Raw genomic sequence first — 24,356 nt, 5'->3', positions numbered from 1 at the left:
CAATAGGCAACACCAAAACCTGTTGCTTACCGCGTCCACCGAACGTGGTTTTCAATTGGCAATAAAAAACGCGTCATTCGACGCGTTTTTTGATTCCAGATGAGCTGTTATTTCAGATATTCGCCAGAACGCAATGCTTCAATACGTTTGTCCAGCGGCGGGTGAGTCATGAACAGTTCACTCAGCGATTTTGACTTACCGTTGATACAGAAAGCCATCATGCTGCTTGCTTCCTGCGGTTCATAACTGGTTTTCAAACGCTGGAGGGCAGCAATCATCTTCTCACGCCCCACCAGTTTTGCAGATCCGGCATCGGCATGGAATTCGCGGTAACGCGAGAACCACATGGTGATAATGCTCGCCAGAATACCAAATACCAGCTCCAGCACAGTTGCAACAGCGAAGTAGATCAGCGGGTTGCCGTTAGTTTCTTCGCCATCATCGCGATTGCCACTAAGGAAACCTGACGCTATTTGCGCAATGATACGTGAAATGAAGATAACAAAGGTGTTCACGATACCCTGAATCAGCGTCATGGTGACCATGTCGCCATTTGCGATGTGGCTGATTTCATGGGCGATAACGGCTTCGGCCTCATCGCGGCTCATGTTTTGCAGCAGGCCGGTGCTGACAGCAACCAGCGAAGCATCACGGCGCGCACCGGTTGCGAAGGCATTGATATCCGGCGCATGGTAAATAGCCACCTGCGGCATCGCGATACCCGCCTGGCGAGACTGCCGGGCAACGGTGTCAATCAGCCAGCGCTCCATATCGTTACGTGGCTGTTCAATCACTTCACCACCGACAGATTTCAGCGCCATCCATTTCGACATCAACAGCGAAATGAACGAGCCGCCAAAACCAAACAGCAGCGCCATAATTAACAAGCCCTGAACGCTGCTCGACTGAATGCCCGTCAGGCTAAGTACCAGACCGAACACCAACATGACGGCCAGGTTAGTCAACAGGAAGAGCGCGATTCGCATCATAATTTTCTTTTAACCTCGACTTAACAAAACGCACTATGCGATTACCCACATCGTATGGGCATAGCGGTTATTTTCAAGCATCCGGGCGGCGTAAGTCACGAGAAAAACACAACTTTACATTTTGTAGTACATTGCTTACGCCAGAGAGGAGTTGTTAAAAAAAACAGGCACAATTTCTTGTGCCTGTTTTATTTTACTTGGCGGGAGCGGGCTGTTCCGCTGGTTGATCTTTTTCCAGATGCGCCAGATCCAGGGCAATATGAACCGTTTCATCGAGATACGGATCAGGCTCCTGATAGTCCTTTGGCAAATCATCCAGTTTTTTCAGTAACGGTTTGCCTTCGCGTTTGAAGCGATCGTTGAGACGAGAGAGACGAATGGCATCATCTTCCGCATTCTCTTTCTCACGCTGCGCCAGGTTAAGAGAAACGATGTTACGTTTATCTTTCAACGCATCGAAACGCGCAATGTCTTTCATGATGTACTGGAACTCAGGATCTTTGGCGATCCGTTCCTCATGATCTTTGAGCAGCTCCGCGCCAAACGGTTTTAAATCGCCAGACTTCACGAACGTAGCCGCGTTTATGCTGTCCCACGGCAATGCGTTGTCTTCAAATTTTTCACCCGTTTCAGTAACCTGTGTTCCCGTCGGCATAATAATGTCCGGCGTTACGCCTTTGCGCTGCGTGCTCCCACCGTTAACACGATAGAATTTCTGGATGGTGTACTGAACCGATCCCAGCGCCGGCCACTCAGGACGAAGCATCTGATCGTAAATACGGTTGAGCGAGCGATATTGCTGAACAGTGCCTTTACCGAACGTCGGTTCGCCAACGATCAGCGCACGACCATAGTCCTGCATTGCAGCCGCAAAGATTTCTGATGCAGAGGCACTAAAGCGGTCAACCAGCACCACCAGCGGGCCTTTATAATAGACCACGCCATCGGTATCGCTGTCTTCACGCACTTTACCGTTGTTATCACGTACCTGTACCACCGGGCCGGACGGAATAAACAGACCGGAGAGCGATACCGCTTCTGTCAACGCGCCGCCACCGTTAGTACGCAGGTCTATAACCACGCTGCTAACGTTTTGTTTTTCAAGTTTTTGCAACTGGACTTTGACATCGTCAGTCAGACCAACGTAGAAGCCAGGGATGTCGAGAACGCCAACTTTTTCTTTACCGACGCTCTTCACTGACATTTTCACCGCGCGGTCTTCGAGGCGAATCCGTTCACGCGTCAGGGTAACAATGCGTGTTTTGGTGCCCTTACCCGCCGGCAGGATTTCGAGGCGCACTTTACTGCCTTTTGGTCCTTTAATCAGCGCAACCACATCGTCAAGACGCCAGCCGATAACATCAACCATGTTCTGACCGGTTTGCCCAACGCCAACGATACGATCGCCAACGCTGATGGCTTTGCTTTTCGCCGCCGGGCCACCCGCGACCATAGAGTTGATCACGGTATAATCGTCATCTCCCTGCAACACCGCGCCAATCCCCTCAAGAGACAGACTCATCTCGGTATTAAATTGTTCGGTATTACGCGGAGAGAGGTAGTTGGTGTGCGGGTCAATTTCGCGCGCAAAAGAGGTCATGGCTAACGAAAACACGTCTTCGCTATTGGTTTGCGCCAAACGGCGAATCGCAAACTTATAACGACGCGTCAGCGTTTCGCGGATCTCTTTCTCGTCTTTCCCGGTCAGCTTCAGGCTGAGTTCATCGTACTTAACTTTGCTGTCCCAGAGCGCGTTCAGTTCCGCTTCATCTTTCGGCCATGGCGCTTTGCTACGGTCAAGATTAAAGGTGTCATTACCGGAAAAATCCATCGGGCGCTCAAGCACTTTCAGCGCGTACTGGTAGCGCTCAAAACGACGCTTCTGCGCAAGGTTGTACAAGTCGTAAAATACGTCCAGCTTACCAGTGCGTAGCTCGTCGCCAATCAGGCTTTTTTTCTGGGAGAACTGTTCGACATCGCTCGCCAACAGCACATTGTGGCTGTAGTCGAGCAGATTGAGATAGCGATTGAAAATCTTCGCCGAAAAAGCGGCGTCTAAATCAAACTGACGGTAGTGAGAGCGGGTAAAACGCGAGGTTACGCGTTCGCTCACCGTCGCGTGCTGGGTCTCTTCCTTTAATACCGGAATTTGATCGGCACGGGTAATATCTTCCACAGCCAGAGCGTGGCCTGTTACGAATAACAGACCAGCCAATACTGTGCGCTTAAACAAAGTGTTCATGCCAGGCCAGGCCTCCGTTTCAGAACATTAAATGTTCTGCGCGTACAATCATCGACATACCCGAGCTAAGCTGTACGCGAACGCCATCTTTCGTGATTTCCAGCACCGTGGCGTCCATCGCATTGTTTCCTGCTTTCACCTTCAGGTTTTGACCAACGCTCAGCACAGATAAATCTGAAACTGGTGTATGGCGCTCTTCCTGCTGAGGTGCACGCTGGGTTTTCGCGACAGGTTTGTCAGTACGAGGTTTGCGTTCAGCACCCTCTTTACGACGCGGAGCCGGGCGGGCTTTACGCTCACGGCGCGGCGCCTCTTCTTGACCTGCGGCAGCAGCGGCTTCTCGTTTTTTAGCTTGCTGTTCAGCACGTTGTGCCTGAACGCGCGCTTTGGCTTCTTCAAGCTGTTTGCGGGCATGTTCTACGTGTTGCTCATCCAGCACGCCACAAGCGTTGCCATCGAGATCCACACGCGCCGCACCAGCTTTGATACCGTACAGGTAACGCCAGCTTGAAGTATAAAGACGTAAAGCGGAACGAAGTTGGGTTTTGCTGAGATTCATCTCACCCTCAACACGCTCGACGAGATCCTGAAAAATACCGATTTTCAGGGGGCGTGCTTCGCCTTCAGCACTGAAACAGTGAGGGAAACGTTCGGCCAAAAAAGCGATAACTTCTTTACTGCTATTCAACTTAGGTTGATTTTCCATGAAATTTCCTGATTACAACGGACGTTGCCAACAAGCGCAGGCATGAACAGGCGTCATTATAATGACGCTATCGGTAAATGCTACGTTATCCGTTGATTATCCTGCGACGGGTGCAAAGATTTTTTGATAATCGGTCGCCGCAAGAACGTTTTCAAGATGCGAAACCAGTTCGCGCAGCCCCTGTTCATCCTCGGCGGTGAAGCGAGAAAAGACGACGCTGTCGATATCCAACACGCCAATAATCTGTTTATTTACCGTTACCGGCAGTACGATTTCAGAATTACTTGCCGCATCACAGGCGATATGACCATCGAACTGATGCACATCTTCCACACGCTGTACGCGATTTTGCGCAACCGCAGTGCCGCAAACTCCGCGCCCAACCGGAATGCGCACACAGGCAATTTTGCCCTGGAACGGCCCTAACACAAGCGTATCCGCTTCCAGAAGATAAAAGCCGGCCCAGTTCACCCCATCAAGGCGTTCAAATAACAGCGCGCTGGTATTCGCGAGCGTCGCTAAAAAACTGGTTTCACCTGCCATTAACGCCTGAAAATCGCGGTTTAAATCCGCGTAAAATTCTGTTTTGTTCATTATCCAACCACTTTGGTGTCTTACTTCGAAAAACTGCTTAGCCTATTAAAATAAGCATTAAATGCGTTGATGCTCAAGATGTTCCATTCATGAGTTAAGATAGATGCATCTAAACATTTTCTGATACCCGCAATGGCACTAAAGATACAACAAATTACGCCGGGGAAAAAAATCGCCGTTCATCGCGTGGGCGAAGCGCTGCCACGCGCACATTACCAGCGCTGTCCCCAGTGCGATACGCTTTTTGCGTTACCGGTTATGAAATCGCACCAAAGCGCATTTTGCCCCAGTTGTGATGCGAAAGTCCGTGACGGACGGGACTGGTCGTTAACGCGCCTCGGTGCGATGGCGGTGACCATGATCCTCTTGATGCCCTTCGCCTGGGGTGAACCGCTGCTGCATCTCTATTTGCTCGGTGTACGTATTGACGCCAATTTGTTGCAGGGTATCTGGCAAATGACCGCCCAAGGCTCGCCGATAACCGGCGCGATGGTGCTGTTTTGTACGGTTGGCGCGCCGCTGGTGCTGGTTACAGCTATCGCCTATTTATGGCTTGGCAATATCCTCGGCATGAACCTGCGCCCGGTGTTGTTAATGCTGGAAAAACTAAAAGAGTGGGTGATGCTGGATATCTATCTGGTTGGCGTAGGCGTCGCCTCGATTAAAGTGCAGGACTACGCCTACCTACAACCTGGTATCGGGTTGTTTGCATTTGGCGCGCTCGTGATTTTAAGCGTAATGACGCTCATCCATTTGAACGTTGAACAGCTGTGGGAGCGCTTTTATCCGCAACGCCCGGCAAAACGCCCCGATGCCAAATTGCAGGTTTGTCTGGGCTGCCATTTTACCGGTTTTCCAGACGTTCGCGGCCGCTGCCCACGCTGCCATATTCCGTTAACGCATCGCCGTAAACAGAGTTTGCAGAAATGTTGGGCGTCACTTATCGCCTCGTTGATCTTTCTGTTCCCGGCGAACCTGCTGCCGATCTCCGTTATTTATGTCAACGGCACGCGACAAGAAGACACGATTATGTCGGGGATTATTTCGCTGGCGCACAGCAATGTTGCCGTGGCGGGTGTGGTGTTTATTGCCAGTATTCTGGTGCCGTTTACCAAAGTGATCGTGCTGTTTACACTGCTGCTTAGCATCCATTTCAAATTTGAACAGGGGTTACGCACTCGTATTTTACTTTTGCGCTTTGTGACCTGGATTGGGCGTTGGTCGATGCTCGATCTGTTTGTCATTTCATTAATGATGTCACTGATTAACCGCGACCAACTCCTCGCTTTTACTATGGGACCCGCTGCGTTTTATTTCGGTGCAGCGGTAATTTTGACTATTCTTGCTGTGGAATGGCTGGACAGCCGCTTACTTTGGGATGCACATGAGTCAGGAAACCCCCGCTTCGCCGACTGAAGCGCGTATTAAAACAAAACGGCGCATTTCGCCTTTCTGGTTGCTCCCGGTCATCGCCCTGCTCATTGCGGGCTGGCTTATCTGGAGCAGTTATGAAGATCGTGGCAACACCATCACGATTGATTTTATGTCCGCCGATGGCATTGTTGCAGGGCGCACCCCTGTTCGCTATCAGGGCGTTGAAGTTGGCACGGTGCAGGACATCCGCCTGAGTGAAGATCTGAAAAAAATCGAAGTCCGCGCCAGCATCAAATCCAATATGAAAGATGCACTGCGCAGTGAAACGCAGTTCTGGCTGGTTACACCGAAAGCGTCGCTGGCGGGCGTTTCAGGGCTCGATGCGCTGGTGGGCGGTAACTATATTGGCATGATGCCAGGCAAAGGCGAACCGCAGGAGCACTTCACCGCGCTGGATACGCAACCGAAATATCGCCTGAACAACGGCGAATTAATGATCCACCTTCATGCTCCGGACTTAGGCGCGCTGAACAGCGGCTCGCTGGTCTATTTTCGTAAAATCCCGGTCGGTCGCGTATACGACTATGCGATCAACGCCAATAAACAGGGCGTGACCATTGATGTGCTGATCGAGCGCCGTTTTACCAACCTGGTGAAAAAAGGCAGCCGTTTCTGGAACGTTTCCGGTGTGAAAGCCGATGTCGGCTTGAGCGGTGCCAAAGTCGAACTTGAAAGTCTGGCTGCGCTGGTCAACGGCGCCATCGCGTTTGACTCCCCCGACGCCTCGCAACCCGCCGCCCAGGACGACGAATATGGCTTATATGAAGATCTGGCGCACAGCCAGCGCGGCGTGCTGGTGAAACTCGATTTGCCTGGTGGTCAGGGATTAAAAGCCGGTTCCACACCGCTGATGTATCAGGGGCTGGAAGTGGGCCAACTGACGAAAATCGATCTCAACCCTGGCGGCGCTGTCAGCGGCGAATTAACGGTTGATCCGAGTGTGGTGAACCTGTTGCGCGATAACACGCGCATCGAAATGCACAATCCAAAAATCTCCCTGAGTAATACCAATCTCAGCTCCCTGCTGACCGGTAGCACGCTGGAACTGGTGCCGGGTGAAGGTCAACCGCGTAATCAGTTTGTTGTCCTGCCGGCGGACAAGAACTTGTTGCAGGAACCCGGCGTTGTAACCCTGACGCTCACCGCACCGGAAAGTTATGGTATTGACGCCGGACAACCGCTGGTGCTCCACGGCGTACAGGTCGGCCAGGTGCTGGAGCGCAACCTGACGAACCAGGGCGTTACGTTTGCCGTCGCTATTGATCCGCAGTATCGCGATTTAGTGCACGGCGACAGTAAGTTCGTCGTCAACAGTCGTGTTGATGTCAAAGTTGGGCTGGATGGCGTTGAGTTCCTCGCCGCCAGCGCTAACGAGTGGCTCAGCGGCGGCATTCGCATTCTGCCAGGTGCCAAAGGCGAGATGAAAAACAGCTACCCTCTGTTCGCCAATCTTGATAAGGCCCTCGAAAACAGCCTGAGCGACCTGCCAACTACCACGCTGACGCTTACGGCAGATACGCTGCCAGACGTGCAAGCCGGTTCGGTGGTGCTGTACCGCAAGTTTGAAGTCGGCGAAGTGATTACCGTGCGTCCGCACGCCAATGCTTTTGATATTGAGCTGCATATCAAACCGGAATACCGCAACTTATTGACCAGCAATAGCGTTTTCTGGGCTGAAGGTGGTGCGAAAGTACAACTGAACGGTAGCGGTCTCACCGTACAGGCCGCTCCGCTCTCGCGCGCCATAAAAGGTGCTATCAGTTTCGATAACCTTAGCGGCGCCAGTGGCCGTGTGCGCAAAGGCGATAAACGCGTGCTTTACGCTTCGGAAACCGCGGCGCGCGCGGTCGGCGGGCAGATTACGTTACATGCATTCGACGCCGGAAAACTGGCAGCGGGCATGCCTATTCGTTATCTGGGAATTGATATTGGGCAGATTCAGGATCTGCAACTGATTACCGATAAGAACGAAGTCCAGGCCAGCGCGGTACTGTATCCGGAATACGTTCAGACCTTTGCCCGCGCCGGGTCTCGCTTCTCTGTAATCACCCCGCAAATATCCGCTGCGGGCGTCGAACATCTCGATACCTTGTTGCAGCCCTATATTAATGTGGAACCAGGCCGTGGAGACGCGCGGCGCGACTTTGAAATTTCAGAAGCCACCATTACGGATTCCCGCTACCTTGATGGCCTGAATATCGTCGTCGAAGCGCCGGAAGCGGGTTCGATCAACATCGGCACTCCGGTGTTATTCCGCGGTATCGAAGTTGGCACCGTGACCGGCATGATGCTGGGAACGCTCTCCGATCGCGTGATGATTGGCATGCGGATCAGTAAGCGCTATCAGCATCTGGTACGGAATAATTCGGTGTTCTGGCTCGCTTCCGGCTACTCGCTGGACTTTGGTCTGGTCGGCGGCGTGGTGAAAACTGGGACTTTCAACCAGTTCATTCGCGGTGGTATCGCCTTCGCTACACCGCCGGAAACACCGCTGGCACCGAAAGCGCAACCGGGTAAACACTTCCTGCTGCTTGAGAGCGAACCCAAAGAGTGGCGCCAGTGGGGCACCGCCCTGCCGCGTTAAGCCTGCAGGCTCCGGCGTGCTTGCGCCGGAGCCTTTATGTTACACTGCGCGCCTGTTTTTACTCCTGTGGTACGCCTCGTGGCTCAAAACGCTGTCTATCTTCCGGATGAATTTCTGGCGCAAATGCGTCAAGCCATGCCGGAACATCTCTCTTTCGATGAATTTATCGCTGCCTGTCAACGTCCGCTGCGGCGCAGTATTCGCGTCAATACGCTGAAAATTTCCGTTGATGACTTTCTGCAACTGGTCGCGCCTTATGGCTGGCAATTAACGCCAGTGCCGTGGTGTGCGGAAGGTTTCTGGATCGATCGCGACGATGAAGACGCATTGCCACTGGGTAGCACCGCAGAGCACCTGAGCGGCCTGTTTTATATTCAGGAAGCCAGTTCCATGTTGCCCGTCGCGGCGCTGTTTGCCGACGGGGAAATGCCGCAGCGGGTGATGGATGTCGCTGCAGCGCCCGGCTCTAAAACAACACAGATTGCCGCACGGATGGGCAACACTGGCGCGATCCTCGCAAATGAGTTTTCCGCCAGTCGTGTAAAAGTATTGCATGCCAACATCAGTCGCAACGGCATCAGCAACGTGGCGCTGACCCATTTTGACGGACGCGTATTCGGTCCGGCATTACCAGAAATGTTCGATGCCGTTTTGCTTGATGCGCCCTGCTCAGGCGAAGGCGTGGTGCGTAAAGATGCTGACGCGCTAAAAAACTGGTCTGTTGCCAGTAACCTTGAGATTGCCGCCACCCAGCGCGAGTTGATCGACAGCGCATTCCACGCCTTAAAACCCGGGGGAACCCTGGTCTACTCAACCTGCACCCTTAATCGTGACGAAAACGAAGCGATCTGTCACTGGCTGCAGGGGCAATACCCGGATGCCGTGGAATTTCTGCCACTTGGTGAATTGTTCCCGCAGGCACACCAGGCGCTGACCGCAGAAGGTTTTCTGCATGTGTTCCCACAGATTTACGACTGCGAAGGTTTTTTCGTCGCGCGCCTGCGTAAAACCGCCGCGATAGCGCCGATGCCCGCGCCGACTTACAAGGTTGGTAATTTCCCCTTTACCCCTCTGAAACCCAAAGACGCAGCCCATGTAGTAACGGCTGCTGCGCAAGTTGGCCTTCACTGGAGCGACGAGCTGCATTTATGGCAGCGGGATAAAGAGCTTTGGCTGTTTCCGGCACAGATCGAGCCATTGATGGGTAAAGTCCGTTTTTCGCGTATCGGTATTCGTCTTGCTGAGACGTATAACAAAGGGTATCGCTGGCAACATGAAGCCGTTATTGCTCTCGCCAGTCTTAATAATCCGCTGGCGTTTGCGCTGACGCTCGCCGAGGCTGAAGAGTGGTATCGCGGGCGCGATATTTACCCGCAAAATCCCCCCACACGTGATGAAGTGATTGTCACCTTCCAGGGCCAGCCGCTGGGGCTTGCCAAAAAAATTGGTTCGCGTCTGAAAAACAGTTATCCCCGTGAACTGGTACGTGATGGGCGTTTATTCGCCGGTAATGCGTGACGGTGCGCTAAAAAAACGCATTTTTTGACTGGCGACTTGCTCAGTGTTGTACCAGGCTGAAATGTGGGTGATCTTACTGGTCATACCACATTTTTTGACGATCAACGGAGAGCATTATGACGAAAACCAGCGTGCGTATTGGCGCATTTGAAATCGATGATGCCGAGTTGCAGGGTGATAATCAGGGCGAGCGAACGTTACGCATTCCCTGCAGTTCTGACCCGGATTTATGTATGCAGCTTGATGCCTGGGACGCGGACACCAGCATTCCCGCGATCCTGAATGGCGAACACTCGGTGCTTTATCGCGAACATTACGATCAGAAATCTGATACCTGGGTTATGCGTCTTGCCTGACCCAAAGGGAACCCGTCCACAAGACGGGTTATTTACCTGCCTGATTTCCCCTGCCCTCATTCATCCCCTACACTTATCGTTACGTTATACAGCGCCGAGGATGGAATGTTCGCTCTGGTTTTATTTGTTTGCTACCTGGACGGTGGATGTGATGACATCGTGGTCGATGTCTATAACACGGAACAGCAGTGTCTCATCGCAATGAACGATCAGCGGATGCGCCACGGCGGCTGTTTTCCTGTAGAAGAGTTTATCGATGGTTTCTGGCATCCTGCTAACGAGTTCAGCGATTTCTGATCACTGAACCTGTACCAGCGTCAGTTCGCCGCCAAAAACCGCCCCGGTATCGATATAGTGCTGATTGTGTCCATCAAAACGCTGCTTAAGAGGGGTATGACCAAACCAGAAATGATCGGCCCCCGCGATACGATTTCCTTTACCTGCCAGCAGCTGGTTAAGCCGGTCGCGCCGCCAGAGCACGGATTCGCTATCCACCTCCTGCTCCCACAGATACTCCTGTTCGGGGTAGTCTGCATGGGCAATCACATTCACCTCTCCCTTGCAGCGCAATTCCAAAATGTATGGCAATTCAGCGCAAGCACGCAGTGCTTCGAGCGCCTGTTGCTGCTGCGCTTCGTCAAGCGCGCTAAACCAGGTGCCGCCATTAAGCTGCCACATCGCCATCTCGCCGTAACGCAGCGCGTCGATAGCCATCTGCTCATGATTACCGCGCACGGTTCGAAACCAGGGTTTATTTAGTAATTCAAGACATTGCAGGCTCTGCGGGCCGCGATCGATTAAATCCCCGACGCAGATGAGTAAATCCTGATAGGGGTCAAAGTGACGTTCCCGTAAGGCTTGCATTAAGCGCTGGTGGCAGCCGTGAAGATCGCCAACAATCCAAATATGCCGCCAGTGAATGCCGTCAATACGCTGATACATATTCATTCCCCCCCTGTCTCACCAGTATAGGAAAATCCTGCACGAAGCGAAGAGAATCAGTTTTGCCTCTATTTCTAAATAGAACTTAAACAGAACGGAAATAAAGCTGGCAGCAAGGTTAATTTGTATTTCCCTGGCCTCTAAACTAAGCGCTGAACTTTTAGAGGTCTTTCTCCGTGTCAAATCCCAGCCTGCAAACAGAACTTAACTCAAATCATAATGCGCATATTATTTCCGACCTGGTAAGCGGACGTCTTGTGCCAGGCCCCATCTGGAAAAAACGTAATTACCGCATAAAGTTTTTGTTACGTTCGCTGCTGTTCTGGTCTTCCACAAACCGGATGCTTACCGCACTTTCGCAGCGCCCGGATTTTAGCCGCTTACTTGACGCGCAAATAACGCTGCCGAGCAAATCGCATCGCCAATATTTAACGCTCGGGTTAAATGCTTCACAACGTGCGGATGCCATCATCAGCCACTACGCCTGGCTTGATGAAAAAGTCTCACCGAAACTGGCTGAAGCGCTGAGTTCACCCGTACCGGTGCAGATAATTGAATTTACCGGCAAAGACGATGCGCGTTTTAGCGTCTATGCCTCTTGCGCCAGCAAAGCTGAGCGTGAGGGAGAAACCACCCTGTGGATGTATGATGGCGAGCAGACTTTGCTGGCAAGCGTGACCTTTAGTGTGGTTGGTGAAGAAGGCCATCGCGCGCTGGTGATTGGTGGTTTACAAGGCCCACGCCGAAGCGTGAGCCATGAAGTGATTAAAGTTGCCACCCGCGCCTGCCACGGCATCTTCCCCAAAAAGATGTTGCTTGAAGTCTTAAGTCAGATTTCCCAGCTTACTGGCGTTTCGGCAATGTATGGCGTCAGTGATAACGGGCACGTCTTCCGTGCGTTACGTTATCGCCTGAGCAAAGGCCGTCATTTCCACGCCAGCTATGATGAATTTTGGGCGTCAATTGAAGGCGAAAAAGAGAGCGCATGGCGCTGGCGTTTGCCGGTGCAATTCGCACGTAAACCGCTGGAAGCGATAGCCAGTAAAAAACGAGCTGAGTATCGCCGCCGTTTCGAATTACTGGACGATGTGATTGTAAAAATTAACAACTTATTTTCAGCATAACAGCGTTAATCTGTACACCGTCCAGCTATCCTGGTTTGCTGGACGGTTGATATTCGTTAGTGCCAATTCTGGCGTTTTTCTAAATCAAATCCTCAGAGTGCAAGAAGCACTTTCCTGATGCTTTTGCTGCTGGCCTTCCACTTACCGGGAAGTCAGCCCAACTGTACGTTGTTTAGCATTGCCGGAAACACCGTGGAATATTTCTGAGCCGCGACAAATCGCCGTGCAGGATACAAGATACGCGCAGAGAATCTGGTGCTTATTGAGCTTTAATACTCTCAGGCCTAAAGGCAAACCTCGCTATTGAGTTTATTAAATGAATCAATCTCCCGACGGTATTCTCCAGACATAAACGGGTTTTTAGCAATATAGACAATCGGTCGCCGCGAGAACTTGAAACCGATAACGAAATGATTGGGTTCTGCGGTAATAAATCGGATACCCATTCGATGGTCAAGTTCAGTCTCTCCTGAGATGGCACCGCAGATATAAGCATCTCCCGCATATTCATGTTGTGAAATTTCAGAGAAAGATACTGGCTTTGTAAAAGCAATATTGTTATCACAAAACCCTATCAACATTTCCTTTGACTGTTGATTGTTTGGGTCTTTTGCCAGAATTTCCTTTACGGACTGGCACCCTCCCGGGACCAGTTCACTGTTCTTAAAAAAATCGATAACAGCCTGCTCCAGCTCATTGCGCTGTATATCGCCCTGACCATGAGCCATCTGCACCACGGAAGCGAATAACATTACTAATAACATCTTTATTCTCATAATATGTGCATTCCCTTGAAAAGCCGGATCATCTTGTCGGTTATATCGTCGTGATATTGAGGTTTTTTTATAACTTTGCTCTGCACGCTGCAGCCTCATGCGATGAGTTCTGCGAACAGTATTCACTTTGACTTAGCGGGCTGCCAGTACATCAGTGATGTGATGATGTCCGGGAAGTGCATCTTATTCCCGAACCAAAGCAAGCAGGTCAAAACTTTCGTTAAAACTAAAGTACACCAAGTGAAACTATCAATGGATCCCCGGCCAGAGCTCCTACAGAGCAGGTACTTTTTCTTCTGTGCCTCGAAAAACCGTAAGTCCGGGGCACCTGACGGTTTACCCTGGCTTGCTGGCAGGTTATCTGATGCAGCACAGGGCGGACTCACTGTTCAGGTCATAAAAACATCGCAATCACAAAAAAATACCTGGACGCACGCGGTGCAGAATATGTTATGGTTTGTGGCGATGTATGGTTTTGGGAATTTTCAGGACGAGATAAAGAAACCTGCATAACGTAGAGATAAAAAAAGACCGAACACGATTCCTGTATTCGGTCCAGGGAAATGGCTCTTGGGAGAGAGCCGTGCGCTAAAAGTTGGCATTAATGCAGGCTAAGTCGCCTTGCCCTTTAAGAATAGATGACGGCGTCAGGTTTTCCAGTCCGCGACAAAAGTGGTCAGAAAAATCAGGTTACCGTCACGCTTATGAAATGCAAAAAACCGCAAGGCGTGTTTACTCAGGCTTGCGGTTTTTTATTGTAGATCAGCGGATTATCGCTGGATTTTAACAAAGCGTCTCAGCTCGCGTAATAAAAGGCGCAAGACTCATCTTTTCGCCAGGATTGGCAGGATTATCGATCTGGATGATGCTAATCGGCTGAGCAATGGTCTTACCGCTGGCAACTTCTTTTTCAGCAATGTCATTCAACGGGTATTGCACTAGCGTGCTGGGGTTGATGGCATACAATGCATGGCCTGGCCGGCACGTCAGCATGACTTCCTCACGGTTAAATGCCCATTTGTCTTTGCCAATCTCAAAGCGGCTTACCGTAATGACCTGCGGCGAAGCCAGTGCCGTACCTGAACATGCCAGCATTACCAGAACTAATAAACTCTTCTTCATTTTTCCCGCCAGGTTCATTCAAAAAGGTTCCCATGTTGCAAACAAACTTACCGCTGCCAGCACCAGTGCGCCCAGCCCGACTTCGGCCCAGGTCAACGCGATAAAACGTTGCCGCGCGGTGTCGCTTTGCAGATTCAGCCGCGGCACCAGAACATACCGATTCATCACAGCAATTACTACCATCAGCGCCACAAGCGCACATTTCAACAATAACCCCTGACCCCAGAGGCTCTGCCATGGCCAGACCCAACCCTGGATTAAGAGTGTATTGATAACGCCAGTGAGGATCACCCCTGCAACGGCGAAATGACCGAACCAGGAAAAGCGCATCATGGCGGCAATTGCCGCTGCACGCCAGGGACCGTGAGCCAGTTTCATGCAGAATAATACTGGCAACAACCCGCCCAGCCACATCGCGGCACATAATAAATGCAAGGCATGATTACCCCGCTGCACAACACCCATCGCGCCTTCCCGCATCGCGGCATGCCCTGTTCCGGCGGCCAGCACAAACTGCAGGATCACAAGTAGCACTATTTTACGTTGCTGTAGCGGTTGCATAAGCACGACAACAAGCGCCAGACACGCAGCAACAACTTGCCACGCCAGCACGGCTCCGGTTTGCGTGCCAGCAACCGCCAGCCAGATTTCAGTACGCACTACATCAGGCCAGCCATCGCCCATTACACCGCCCTGCACGGCAAACATCGCAGCTGCACTGACTGCGGCAAGCCATAAACAGCCCCGTTGCCAAAAAAGAAAGCGTTGCGCGAGAAGGCGTTGCAGGCTACCCGGCGCGAACCACACGCTAAATAACGTGCAGCCAAATACCAACATCAGGGCCGCAAAATGCACAAAACGCAGTCCAACCAACACTGCAGCTAACATCAGTCACTTCACAGAAAATGCGTACTGGCCACTGGTTTTGTGCCCGTCAACTGAAACGACATGCCAGTTAACGGTATAGTTGCCCGGCGATAGCGGCTCTTCCAGCGGAACAATCATCTGCTTGTTGTCATTCTCATTGCGCTTTACCGCGCCAGTCTTGATAATTTGCTGCTGTGCGTTGGTCACTGCGATACCGCTAAATTTAGGCTCAATGCCTTCAGAAAAATTCAGCGTTAATGCTTGTGGTGCGGCGGTAACAGCGGCGTTGGCGGCAGGATACTGCCCTTTAAGATGGGCATGCGCCAGAACAGCAGGCGTAGCGAACAGGCTGACTATCAATGCGATGGCTCGCCAGTGGCGAGAGATTACAGCAGGCATATTGTTCATTCCTTTTAGTTATGCATATGGCACAAAGAATAACGCTGTACAATAATCGCGTCGAGTATCATCGGCGGCGCGCTTGTCTTTCTACGACAGGCTTAGTAACTTTTGCCGCGTGAACCCAGGAGAACATCATGATTACCAATCTTGCGCAGCTCGAACAACAAGAGATGGACAAGGTCAACGTTGACCTTGCTGCGGCGGGTGTCGCATTTAAAGAGCGTTACAACATGCCAGTGATTGCCGAAGCCGTTGAACGCGAGCAGCCGGAACATCTGCGAAACTGGTTTAGAGAGCGGTTGATAGCCCACCGTCTGGCCTCTGTGTCGCTCTCCCGCCTGCCTTACGAGCCCAAAGTGAAATAATGGAGCAAGGCATGTTACGCGTTATCGATACCGAAACCTGCGATTTACAGGGAGGCATTGTTGAAATTGCCTCCGTTGATGTCGTCGACGGGCAGATTGTCAATCCCATGAGCCATCTGGTGCGTCCGGACAGACCAATCAGTCCGCAGGCCATGGCGATACACCACATCACCGAAGCGATGGTCGCTCATCAGCCGTGGATTGAGGAGATCGTACCGCTCTATTACGGGAGCAACTGGTATGTGGCGCACAACGCCAGTTTTGATCGCCGGGTGCTGCCTGAAATGCCAGGGGAGTGGATTTGTACCATGAAACTGGCGCGCCGCCTGTGGCCCGGTATCAAATACAGCAATATGGCGCTGTATAAATCCCGCAAGCTCAGTGTTCAGACACCTGCGGGGTTGCATCACCACCGCGCGTTATATGATTGCTACATCACCGCTGCACTGCTGATCGATATTATGCAGGTGTCCGGCTGGACACCCGATCAAATGGCCATGGTAACCGGACGCCCTGCTTTGCTGACGACATTTACGTTTGGTAAATACCGGGGGAAAGCCGTCTCTGAAATTGCCGATCGCGATCCGGGCTACCTGCGCTGGCTGTTTAACAACCTGGAGCGCATGAGCCCGGAGCTGCGATTAACCTTAAAACACTACCTCGGCGAAGAGTAACCGTTCCCTTTTCCGGGCAATGTTCCCTGCGCCAGGGCGATTAAGAACGCATATTCCAGCGCAACACCTTCGTAGGATTTAAACCGGCCGGACTTTCCACCGTGCCCGGAATCCATGTCCGTGCACAGCAACAGCAAATTATCATCGGTTTTATATTCACGCAGTTTCGCAACCCATTTTGCGGGTTCCCAGTATTGCACCTGCGAATCGTGAAGACCGGTTGTTACCAGCATATGCGGATAGGCGTGCGCCGCAATGTTGTCATACGGGCTATAGCTTTTAATGTAGTGATAATAGGTTTCGTCCTGCGGATTGCCCCACTCTTCAAACTCCCCGGTGGTCAACGGGATTGACTCATCAAGCATGGTGGTCAGGGCATCGACAAACGGCACCTGGGCAATGACGCCGTGGAACAGCGATGGACGTTGGTTGATTACTGCGCCCATCAGTAATCCACCTGCACTGCCCCCCATGCCGTAGCAAAACAGGGGCGAGCCATAGCCCTGCGCCAGCAAGCTGTCGGTGACATCGATAAAATCATTAAAGCTGTTTTTTTTGTTGAGGAACTTCCCGTCCTCATACCATGAATGGCCCAATTCACCGCCACCGCGAATATGCGCGATGGCGCAGACAAACCCTCGATCCAGCAAGCTTAACCGGCTGCTGCTAAAATCAGCATCCATACTGGCGCCGTAAGAACCATAACCATAAACCAGTAACGGATTCTCTCCTTTGCGGAAATGTTTATGGTTATAAACCAGCGACACTGGCACTTCGACGCCATCTCTGGCGTGGATCCACAGGTGCTCGCTGCGATAATCGCTGGAATCAAACCCCGCCACTTCCATTTGTTTCAGAACACGCCGTTCTCCGGTATCCATATCCAGTTCAAACAACGTATCTGGCATGGTCATGGATGAGTAGCCATAACGCAGGCGTGATGTTTCCGGTTCCGGGTTGTAAGCAAGCCAGGTGACATAGGCGGGATCATCAAACGCGATACCGATAACTTCCCGGGTTTTGCGGTTAATCTGGCGCAAACTGGTCAGGCCGCGCTGGCGTTCTTCCACAACCAGCCAATCAGTAAACAACGTAAATCCTTCAAGCATCACCTGTTCGCGCGCCGGGATCAGCACTTCCCAGCGCCGTTCATCACGCACTTTGGTGCGATACAGACCGAAGTTTTTACCATCCCGATTGGATCGCAGGTAAAAAGTGTGCTGGTAGTGATCAAGGCTATATTCGTGATCTTTGCGCCTTGGCAGAAAACGCAGCGGTTGGGCATCCGGCAGTTCAGCATCAAGCAGGAGCACTTCACTGGTGGTCGCGCTGGCGAGATGAATAGTGATGTAGTGCTGGGAAGTGGTTTTACTCAGGCCAACATAAAAGGTCTCGTCCTGCTCTTCATACACCAGTTCATCCTGTTGCGAAGGCGTGCCAACGGTGTGTCGCCAGACCTGGTACGGCAGTAATGTAGTGGCGTGTTTGCGCACATAATAGAGCGTTTCAGAATCGTTAACCCAGACAAATTCCGGCGAGACATTATCCAGCATTTCCGGATACCAGTTGCCCGTCTCAAGATTGCGAAAACGCAGACCATACTGCCTACGGGAAAGATAATCTTCGGCAATCGCCATAATGGTGTTGTCGGGCGAGACTTCCATACCGCCAAGAGTGTAGAACTCACTGTGTGACGCACGCTGGTTGGCATCCAGTAACACCGACCACTCATCCCACTCGGAACTGAGAACCGACTGACGTTGGTAAATCGCATACTCGCTTCCCGGCTCGTAGATGTGCCGGTAACGGTAGCCGTTTTTGATATAAGGCGCGGAGACTTCGCGCTGCGGTATTCGCGAGATAATTTCTGCGAGCACGTCGTCCTGCAACGCCTGCTGGGAGGCCATCACTTCGCGCCCGTAATCATTTTCCTGATGGAGATAATCCAGAACATCTGACTGCGAGCGCGTATCGTCTCGCAGCCAGTAATAGTTGTCGATACGCGTATCACCATGCATCGTCATGGCGTGCGGGATTTTTTTTGCTTTCGGCGACATAGCACAATTCTTATTTGGTTTTACATACCTATAAGGGTGGCAAAACCCACGCGCGATGCAAGCGAAACGTAATTTAAATCATGAGCTAAGCGCTAATTTCTGCTTTTTGAGATCCGCCTCGATATCTTCTCGCACATCTTGCGGAATTTTTAACGCATCGCCCAGCGCGTTCAGATAGCTGCGTTCCATAAAATGATCGATATCGATAGCGGCGCAACTGAGGAAGTAAACTTCCAGCGCTTCTTCTTCGTTTTGCACTCCCTGCGCCAGACGCGCGGGATCCAGCGGCTGGTCTATAGCTTTCGCTACCAGTTGCTGCCCTTGCGCTTCCACACCTGCTTCACGCAACTGCTGTTCTATCGCCGCACGTTCTTTATCATCAATGTGTCCGTCGCTTTTGGCGGCGAAGACCAGCGCCAGGATAAGCCGCTCAGTGCGGACATCCAGAGGCGTATTTTGCTGACCAAATTGCGGCTCACCTTGATGCGCATCCCGGATGCGATCCTTGTACTTATTCCACAACACGCTGCCCGCAACGGCGCCTCCGCCCACCAGCAAAGCGCCTGTGCCATATTTCGCGAGCAGTTTGCGCGATGATTTACTGGCGACCAGCAGACCCGCCAGGCCACCTAATGCCCCCGGCACCAACAAATTGTTGAGCCCCTGGCCACCGGGAGACGGCGTCTGCGTATCACCTTTTTGACCAAGCAATGACTGCAGTTGATTTAACCAGCTCATAGAACCCTCGCTTATCATGACAGTTGTGCGCACAGAGTAAGCGAGGGGGATGTCAGGAAGTGTCTATATCTGAAAAGAATGGGAAAATGCGGTGTTACAATCGCGGCTGATACTCTGCGGTTCCGCCTTTACAATCGATGGCTACGCGATAGTGAATGTCCGTGCTTTTCCCGCGTACGGTTAACGGCACTACCCATTTATCATCCGTGCCAGTAATCTCTTTCGGATTGACCCAGGCGACCGGATCGGCCTGACCCAGTTTCTTTTGATCGTCAGCCCAACGGACAATGCGATTCTGCAGATAATCCCGCTTAACACTGGCGGCGATGCCGTCTGCCTTGAGTCCCTCGCACGAGGGAAATTTCACCGATTTATCCGTAGCGGCATGCGCCGCGATGCTGCCTGCCAGCAAAAGCAGACCGGTGAAAACTCCTGAAATTTTCATGCTTATCTCCTGGTTTTTTACCCCTTCAAAGCATGGTACAAATTGCTGGCAGTGCAAGATCAGGCGACTTTCACGCGCTTCGCTGCAGTTTTGATATCCACAGTGTCAGCCGTTTCTGAATCAGAAGAGCCAACCGGCGCTACCGCTTCTTCAGCTTCCGTGCCCGGTAATTTACCGGATTTCAGGATGCTGTTAAGCGCCTCTTTTTGCTCGGCAAGCCACAACGCCATCTGATCGCGCGCGTTGTCTTCCAGATCTACCGGCCCTGTTGCAAGCCAGTCACCGAGCACTTCGGCCAGATCGAGCATCTTATCGTAAGCATCGGCTTCCTTTTTGCTGGCAAAAGACATTTTTTCCTCACCTTCACGAATGACTACGTATTTAACTTCTACCGCCATGATGCAGCCTCATTTAACTGTTTATTTATACAGTATGGTAGCGCGTTGAAAAAACCACCGCAAGTGATAAAAGACAGACGCAAACGTTTTCGTTTATACTGCGCGCAAATTTTTTCTAACGGTACAATGCTATGACTCTTTTAGGAACTGCGCTGCGCCCTGCAGCAACCCGCGTGATGTTATTAGGCTCTGGTGAACTGGGCAAGGAAGTTGCCATCGAATGTCAGCGTCTGGGTATTGAAGTGATCGCCGTGGATCGCTATCCCGATGCACCTGCGATGCATGTTGCGCATCGTTCGCATGTTATCAATATGCTTGATGGCGCGGCGCTGAAAGCGCTGGTTGAACAGGAAAAACCTCACTTTATCGTGCCGGAAATCGAAGCTATCGCCACCGATATGCTGATAGAGCTGGAAGCGCAGGGTCAGCATGTCGTTCCCTGCGCACGAGCCACTAAGCTGACGATGAACCGTGAAGGTATCCGCCGCCTGGCGGCTGAAGAGTTACAGTTGCCGACTTCCAGCTACCGCTTTGCCGACAGTGAAGCTGCATTTCAGCAAGCCGTCGCGGAGATAGGCTTGCCCTGTATTGTAAAACCAGTGATGAGTTCTTCCGGTAAAGGCCAGAGCTTTATTAAAAGCGCCGCTCAATTAGCAGACGCCTGGGAATATGCCCAACAAGGCGGCCGCGCCGGTGCCGGGCGGGTAATTGTTGAAGGTGTGGTCAATTTTGATTTTGAAATCACACTGCTGACCATCAGCGCGGTCGACGGCGTACATTTCTGCGCACCAGTCGGCCATCGCCAGGAAGATGGCGACTACCGCGAATCCTGGCAACCGCAGCAGATGTCGCCTCTGGCGCTGGAGCGCGCACAAGCGATCGCCAGTAAAGTGGTGCTGGCGCTTGGTGGTTACGGTCTGTTTGGCGTTGAGCTTTTTGTGTGCGGCGATGACGTTATCTTCAGCGAAGTTTCTCCGCGCCCGCACGATACCGGGATGGTGACGTTAATTTCGCAGGATCTTTCCGAGTTTGCCCTGCATGTCCGCGCGTTTCTCGGCATGCCCATTGGCGCTATTCGCCAGTACGGTCCGTCTGCTTCGGCGGTGATCCTGCCGCACCTGACTAGCCAGAATGTCACCTTTGATAACATAAACAACGCCGTGGGTGCTGGCGTGCAGTTGCGTCTGTTTGGTAAGCCGGAAATTGCGGGTTCCCGCCGTATGGGCGTCGCGCTGGCCGTGGCAGATAACGTTGAAAAAGCGGTGGAATACGCGGTTGCGGCGGCGGCGTCGGTGAAGGTCAACGGGTAATCTGCCTCACCCAGCAAACGGCATTGATTGCTGCCTGGAGGCGTACACAACTCTCTCAGAAGCACCAGCCAGCCCCTTGAGAACTAAATCCGGGGGCAATAAACGGAGTCGCATCTTTTGATGTCCGTAGCCCTGGACGAATCAAAACCATAAAAAAGCCCGGTCGACGTGATGCGACCAGGCTTTTTATCAGGCGGACTTCAGACCCGCCGAAAATTACTGTTTCGCGCCTTCTACTGCTTCGCGAGCCAGTTTAGTGATGCGATCGTAGTCGCCTGCTTCCAGCGCATCGGCCGGTACCAGCCAGGAACCACCGATGCACAGCACGCTTTTCAGCGCCAGGTAATCACGATAGTTCGCCGGAGAAATACCGCCTGTCGGGCAGAAACGTACCTGCGAGAACGGACCCGCAATCGCCTGCAGCGCTTTGGTGCCGCCATTGGCTTCTGCCGGGAAGAATTTAAACTCTTTCAGACCGTAGTCCATACCCAGCATCAGTTCAGAAACGGTACTGATACCCGGGATCAACGGGATAGTGCCTTCGGTCGCGGCTTTCAGCAGCGGCTCGGTCAGACCTGGGCTGATGGCGAACTGCGCGCCAGCGGCAGTCACTTCTGCCAGTTGCTGCGGGTTCAGCACGGTACCTGCACCGATAATTGCGTCCGGCACTTCCTTCGCAATAGCGCGAATAGCGTCGATAGCGCAAGCCGTACGCAGAGTCACTTCCAGAACGCGAACACCACCTGCAACCAGCGCTTTCGCCATCGGTACGGCGTGCTCCAGTTTGTTCACTACGATTACCGGCACTACCGGACCCGTTTTCAGGATTGCTTCTGCACTCGTTTTCCAGTTTTTCATCAGTGTTTTTCTCTCGCCAGAACTAAAATCTTGTCGTCTTAAAAAGTGATACAGGTCGCGCCCTGTTCCGCGCCGGAAAGTTTTTCCCGCAGCGCACCAAACATTTCGCGCCCTGTGCCCACGCGCATCGCGCTAAGGTCAGGAATATGTGGCTGACGTGCGGCAAGTACGTTGTCATCAACCAGCAGCGTTAATTCGCCGGTCTGCCCGTTAACCCGAATCATGTCGCCATCATGCACTTTTGCCAACAACCCACCATCATATGCTTCTGGTGTAACGTGGATTGCCGACGGCACTTTACCTGATGCTCCTGACAGCCGTCCATCAGTAACTAATGCAATTTTGAAACGGCGGTCCAATAATACACCAAGTGGCGGCATGAGTTTATGTAATTCTGGCATACCGTTCGCTTTTGGCCCCTGATGACGAACAACGACCACACAATCGCGATCCAGCAGCCCTGCCTCAAATGCGGGCAGCACGTCATGCTGGCTTTCAAAAATCACCGCCGGTGCTTCAATCACCTGGTTTTCTACCGGTACGGCGGAGGTTTTCATTACCGCGCGTCCGAGGTTGCCGCTCAGTACTTTAGTGCCGCCATGTTTAGAAAACGGTTTATCAATGCTGGCGATTACATTGTCATCCAGCGACGCGGCTGCGCCTTCGCGCCAGTCCAGCTCGCCGTTATTGAGCCACGGCTCATGGGTATAACGCGCCAGACCAAAGCCTGCGACAGTATTAACATCTTCATGCAGCAGACCGCCTTTCAGCAGCTCGCGCAGTAATACCGGCACACCGCCGGCTGCCTGGAAGTGATTAATATCCGCCGGGCCATTCGGGTAGAGGCGCGCCAGCAAAGGAACAACGTCTGAAAGATCAGAGAAATCATCCCAGTTGATGATGATGCCCGCCGCTCGCGCCATCGCCACCAGATGCATGGTGTGGTTTGTGGAACCGCCGGTCGCCAGCAGCGAAACGATACCGTTAACCACCACTTTTTCATCGATCATTTTGCCAAGCGGCATCCATTCGTTGCCATTGCCGGTGAGGCGCGTTACCTGGCGAGCCGCCGCTTCTGTCAACGCTTTGCGCAGCGGTGCATCCGGGTGTACAAACGAGGAACCCGGCAACTGCATGCCCATAAACTCAATCACCATCTGGTTGGTGTTAGCGGTACCGTAGAATGTACAGGTGCCTGGCGCATGATAGGACGCGGCTTCTGATTCCAGCAGCGCCATGCGATCGACTTTGCCCTCAGCATAAAGCTGGCGGATACGCACTTTCTCTTTGTTGGCCAGGCCGCTCGCCATCGGACCTGATGGCACAAACACTGCCGGCAGGTGGCCAAACGACAATGCTGCCATTGCCAGCCCCGGGACGATTTTGTCGCACACGCCCAGATACAGCGCGCCATCGAACATGTTGTGCGACAGGCCGACCGCAGCGGACATAGCAATCACTTCGCGGCTCAGTAAGGACAATTCCATCCCGTCCTGACCTTGCGTTACGCCATCGCACATGGCCGGAACACCACCAGCCACCTGCCCGACTGCATTCACTGAATGCAGTGCTTTACGAATAATATCCGGATAGACCTCGTAAGGCTGGTGCGCAGAGAGCATGTCGTTATATGAGGTGATAATCGCAATGTTGTTGCGCAACATGCTTTTGAGGGAGGCTTTATCGTCGGGCTGGCAAGCAGCAAAACCGTGCGCCAGGTTACCGCAGGCGAGAGTGGAACGGCGTACGGTATCGCTTTTCGCTTGTTCAATACGCGCCAGATAGGCTGAGCGGGTTTCGCGCGAACGTTCGATAATACGATTTGTTACGCGTAACATTGTCGGGTTCATAGAGG

24 protein-coding genes are annotated in these 24,356 nt (G+C 52.4%); 9 read left to right on the top strand and 15 right to left on the bottom strand.

Features of this window, described 5'->3' with window-relative positions:
- Window positions 1-107: 107 nt before the first annotated feature.
- The 4 genes from htpX to msrC all read right to left on the bottom strand — a co-directional run bounded on the left by htpX (window position 108) and on the right by msrC (window position 4,531).
- Window positions 108-989 carry a protease HtpX gene (htpX, locus tag M8Q36_RS16260; RefSeq protein ID WP_044489388.1) on the bottom strand — a complete coding sequence of 294 codons (882 nt, stop codon included), beginning with the start codon at window positions 987-989 and terminating at the stop codon, window positions 108-110.
- A 193-nt stretch (window positions 990-1,182) separates the two neighbouring features.
- Window positions 1,183-3,231: a carboxy terminal-processing peptidase gene (prc, locus tag M8Q36_RS16255; RefSeq protein WP_249881563.1), complete on the bottom strand. Its 2,049-nt coding sequence runs from the start codon at window positions 3,229-3,231 to the stop codon at window positions 1,183-1,185.
- A 19-nt stretch (window positions 3,232-3,250) separates the two neighbouring features.
- A complete protein-coding gene (gene proQ, locus M8Q36_RS16250) occupies window positions 3,251-3,937 on the bottom strand; it encodes an RNA chaperone ProQ (RefSeq protein WP_131409613.1) in 687 nt (228 codons plus the stop codon).
- Window positions 3,938-4,033: 96 nt separating this feature from the next.
- Window positions 4,034-4,531, bottom strand: a complete 498-nt coding sequence (msrC, locus tag M8Q36_RS16245; RefSeq protein WP_249881562.1) for a free L-methionine (R)-S-oxide reductase MsrC — start codon at window positions 4,529-4,531, stop codon at window positions 4,034-4,036.
- A 132-nt stretch (window positions 4,532-4,663) separates the two neighbouring features.
- Here msrC and yebS point away from each other — a divergent pair, with 132 nt between their 5' ends.
- From yebS to M8Q36_RS16220, 5 genes are all read left to right on the top strand, one after another.
- Window positions 4,664-5,947 (top strand): membrane integrity lipid transport subunit YebS, encoded by a 1,284-nt coding sequence (yebS, locus tag M8Q36_RS16240; RefSeq protein ID WP_249881561.1) that lies wholly within the window; start codon window positions 4,664-4,666, stop codon window positions 5,945-5,947.
- Window positions 5,916-8,549, top strand: coding sequence for a PqiB family protein (locus tag M8Q36_RS16235; RefSeq protein WP_249881560.1), 2,634 nt, complete (start codon window positions 5,916-5,918; stop codon window positions 8,547-8,549). The genes yebS and M8Q36_RS16235 overlap by 32 nt, the downstream gene beginning before the upstream one ends.
- 78 nt (window positions 8,550-8,627) lie before the next feature.
- A complete protein-coding gene (gene rsmF, locus M8Q36_RS16230; protein WP_502825475.1) occupies window positions 8,628-10,067 on the top strand; it encodes a 16S rRNA (cytosine(1407)-C(5))-methyltransferase RsmF in 1,440 nt (479 codons plus the stop codon).
- Window positions 10,068-10,183: 116 nt separating this feature from the next.
- On the top strand, window positions 10,184-10,423 hold the full coding sequence (locus M8Q36_RS16225; protein WP_017456958.1) for a YebV family protein: 240 nt from the start codon (window positions 10,184-10,186) through the stop codon (window positions 10,421-10,423).
- Between the two features lie 105 nt (window positions 10,424-10,528).
- The gene (locus M8Q36_RS16220; protein WP_017456957.1) at window positions 10,529-10,720 is read left to right on the top strand and encodes a YdfD/YebW family protein; all 192 of its coding nucleotides are present in this window, start codon (window positions 10,529-10,531) and stop codon (window positions 10,718-10,720) included.
- On the opposite strand, the gene pphA is transcribed toward M8Q36_RS16220, so the two are convergent.
- Window positions 10,721-11,365: a protein-serine/threonine phosphatase gene (pphA, locus tag M8Q36_RS16215; protein ID WP_249882790.1), complete on the bottom strand. Its 645-nt coding sequence runs from the start codon at window positions 11,363-11,365 to the stop codon at window positions 10,721-10,723.
- A 176-nt stretch (window positions 11,366-11,541) separates the two neighbouring features.
- On the opposite strand from pphA, the gene M8Q36_RS16210 reads away from it, so the two are divergent.
- Window positions 11,542-12,489 (top strand): VirK/YbjX family protein, encoded by a 948-nt coding sequence (locus tag M8Q36_RS16210; RefSeq protein WP_249881558.1) that lies wholly within the window; start codon window positions 11,542-11,544, stop codon window positions 12,487-12,489.
- Window positions 12,490-12,773: 284 nt separating this feature from the next.
- Here M8Q36_RS16210 and M8Q36_RS16205 read toward each other — a convergent pair whose 3' ends face one another.
- The 4 genes from M8Q36_RS16205 to yobA all read right to left on the bottom strand — a co-directional run bounded on the left by M8Q36_RS16205 (window position 12,774) and on the right by yobA (window position 15,653).
- Entirely contained in the window at window positions 12,774-13,364 is a 591-nt protein-coding gene (locus M8Q36_RS16205) for a hypothetical protein (RefSeq protein WP_249881557.1), read from the bottom strand.
- A 684-nt stretch (window positions 13,365-14,048) separates the two neighbouring features.
- Complete coding sequence (locus M8Q36_RS16200; RefSeq protein ID WP_175274182.1) at window positions 14,049-14,387, bottom strand: YebY family protein; 339 nt, start codon at window positions 14,385-14,387, stop codon at window positions 14,049-14,051.
- Between the two features lie 18 nt (window positions 14,388-14,405).
- The gene (gene copD, locus M8Q36_RS16195; RefSeq protein WP_249881556.1) at window positions 14,406-15,275 is read right to left on the bottom strand and encodes a copper homeostasis membrane protein CopD; all 870 of its coding nucleotides are present in this window, start codon (window positions 15,273-15,275) and stop codon (window positions 14,406-14,408) included.
- Between the two features lie 3 nt (window positions 15,276-15,278).
- The gene (gene yobA, locus M8Q36_RS16190; RefSeq protein ID WP_249881555.1) at window positions 15,279-15,653 is read right to left on the bottom strand and encodes a CopC domain-containing protein YobA; all 375 of its coding nucleotides are present in this window, start codon (window positions 15,651-15,653) and stop codon (window positions 15,279-15,281) included.
- A gap of 137 nt (window positions 15,654-15,790) precedes the next feature.
- On the opposite strand from yobA, the gene M8Q36_RS16185 reads away from it, so the two are divergent.
- A complete protein-coding gene (locus M8Q36_RS16185; protein WP_017456949.1) occupies window positions 15,791-16,021 on the top strand; it encodes a DNA polymerase III subunit theta in 231 nt (76 codons plus the stop codon).
- Between the two features lie 11 nt (window positions 16,022-16,032).
- Window positions 16,033-16,695 carry an exodeoxyribonuclease X gene (exoX, locus tag M8Q36_RS16180; RefSeq protein WP_249881553.1) on the top strand — a complete coding sequence of 221 codons (663 nt, stop codon included), beginning with the start codon at window positions 16,033-16,035 and terminating at the stop codon, window positions 16,693-16,695.
- Here the strand turns inward: exoX and ptrB are convergent.
- The 4 genes from ptrB to M8Q36_RS16160 form a co-directional block, all read right to left on the bottom strand.
- Window positions 16,677-18,752 (bottom strand): oligopeptidase B, encoded by a 2,076-nt coding sequence (gene ptrB, locus M8Q36_RS16175; protein WP_249881552.1) that lies wholly within the window; start codon window positions 18,750-18,752, stop codon window positions 16,677-16,679. The genes exoX and ptrB overlap by 19 nt on opposite strands.
- A 78-nt stretch (window positions 18,753-18,830) precedes the next feature.
- Window positions 18,831-19,490, bottom strand: coding sequence for a tellurite resistance TerB family protein (locus M8Q36_RS16170; protein ID WP_249881551.1), 660 nt, complete (start codon window positions 19,488-19,490; stop codon window positions 18,831-18,833).
- Window positions 19,491-19,584: 94 nt separating this feature from the next.
- The gene (gene yebF, locus M8Q36_RS16165; protein ID WP_249881550.1) at window positions 19,585-19,935 is read right to left on the bottom strand and encodes a protein YebF; all 351 of its coding nucleotides are present in this window, start codon (window positions 19,933-19,935) and stop codon (window positions 19,585-19,587) included.
- A gap of 59 nt (window positions 19,936-19,994) precedes the next feature.
- Window positions 19,995-20,333, bottom strand: coding sequence for a YebG family protein (locus tag M8Q36_RS16160; RefSeq protein WP_249881549.1), 339 nt, complete (start codon window positions 20,331-20,333; stop codon window positions 19,995-19,997).
- 131 nt (window positions 20,334-20,464) lie between these two features.
- Here M8Q36_RS16160 and purT point away from each other — a divergent pair, with 131 nt between their 5' ends.
- Complete coding sequence (purT, locus tag M8Q36_RS16155) at window positions 20,465-21,643, top strand: formate-dependent phosphoribosylglycinamide formyltransferase (RefSeq protein WP_249881548.1); 1,179 nt, start codon at window positions 20,465-20,467, stop codon at window positions 21,641-21,643.
- A gap of 216 nt (window positions 21,644-21,859) precedes the next feature.
- Here the strand turns inward: purT and kdgA are convergent, their stop codons facing one another.
- Together kdgA and edd are read right to left on the bottom strand one after the other, a co-directional pair.
- Window positions 21,860-22,501, bottom strand: a complete 642-nt coding sequence (gene kdgA / locus M8Q36_RS16150; RefSeq protein WP_007371596.1) for a bifunctional 4-hydroxy-2-oxoglutarate aldolase/2-dehydro-3-deoxy-phosphogluconate aldolase — start codon at window positions 22,499-22,501, stop codon at window positions 21,860-21,862.
- A gap of 38 nt (window positions 22,502-22,539) precedes the next feature.
- The gene (edd, locus tag M8Q36_RS16145; RefSeq protein WP_249881547.1) at window positions 22,540-24,351 is read right to left on the bottom strand and encodes a phosphogluconate dehydratase; all 1,812 of its coding nucleotides are present in this window, start codon (window positions 24,349-24,351) and stop codon (window positions 22,540-22,542) included.
- Between the last annotated feature and the right edge of the window lie 5 nt (window positions 24,352-24,356).

Origin of the sequence: Kosakonia sp. R1.Fl (assembly GCF_023516815.1) — a bacterium.
Taxonomy (GTDB): Bacteria; Pseudomonadota; Gammaproteobacteria; order Enterobacterales; family Enterobacteriaceae; genus Kosakonia.
The sequence above is the reverse complement of the archived record's forward strand: the minus strand, read 5'-3'. Positions and strand labels throughout refer to the sequence as shown.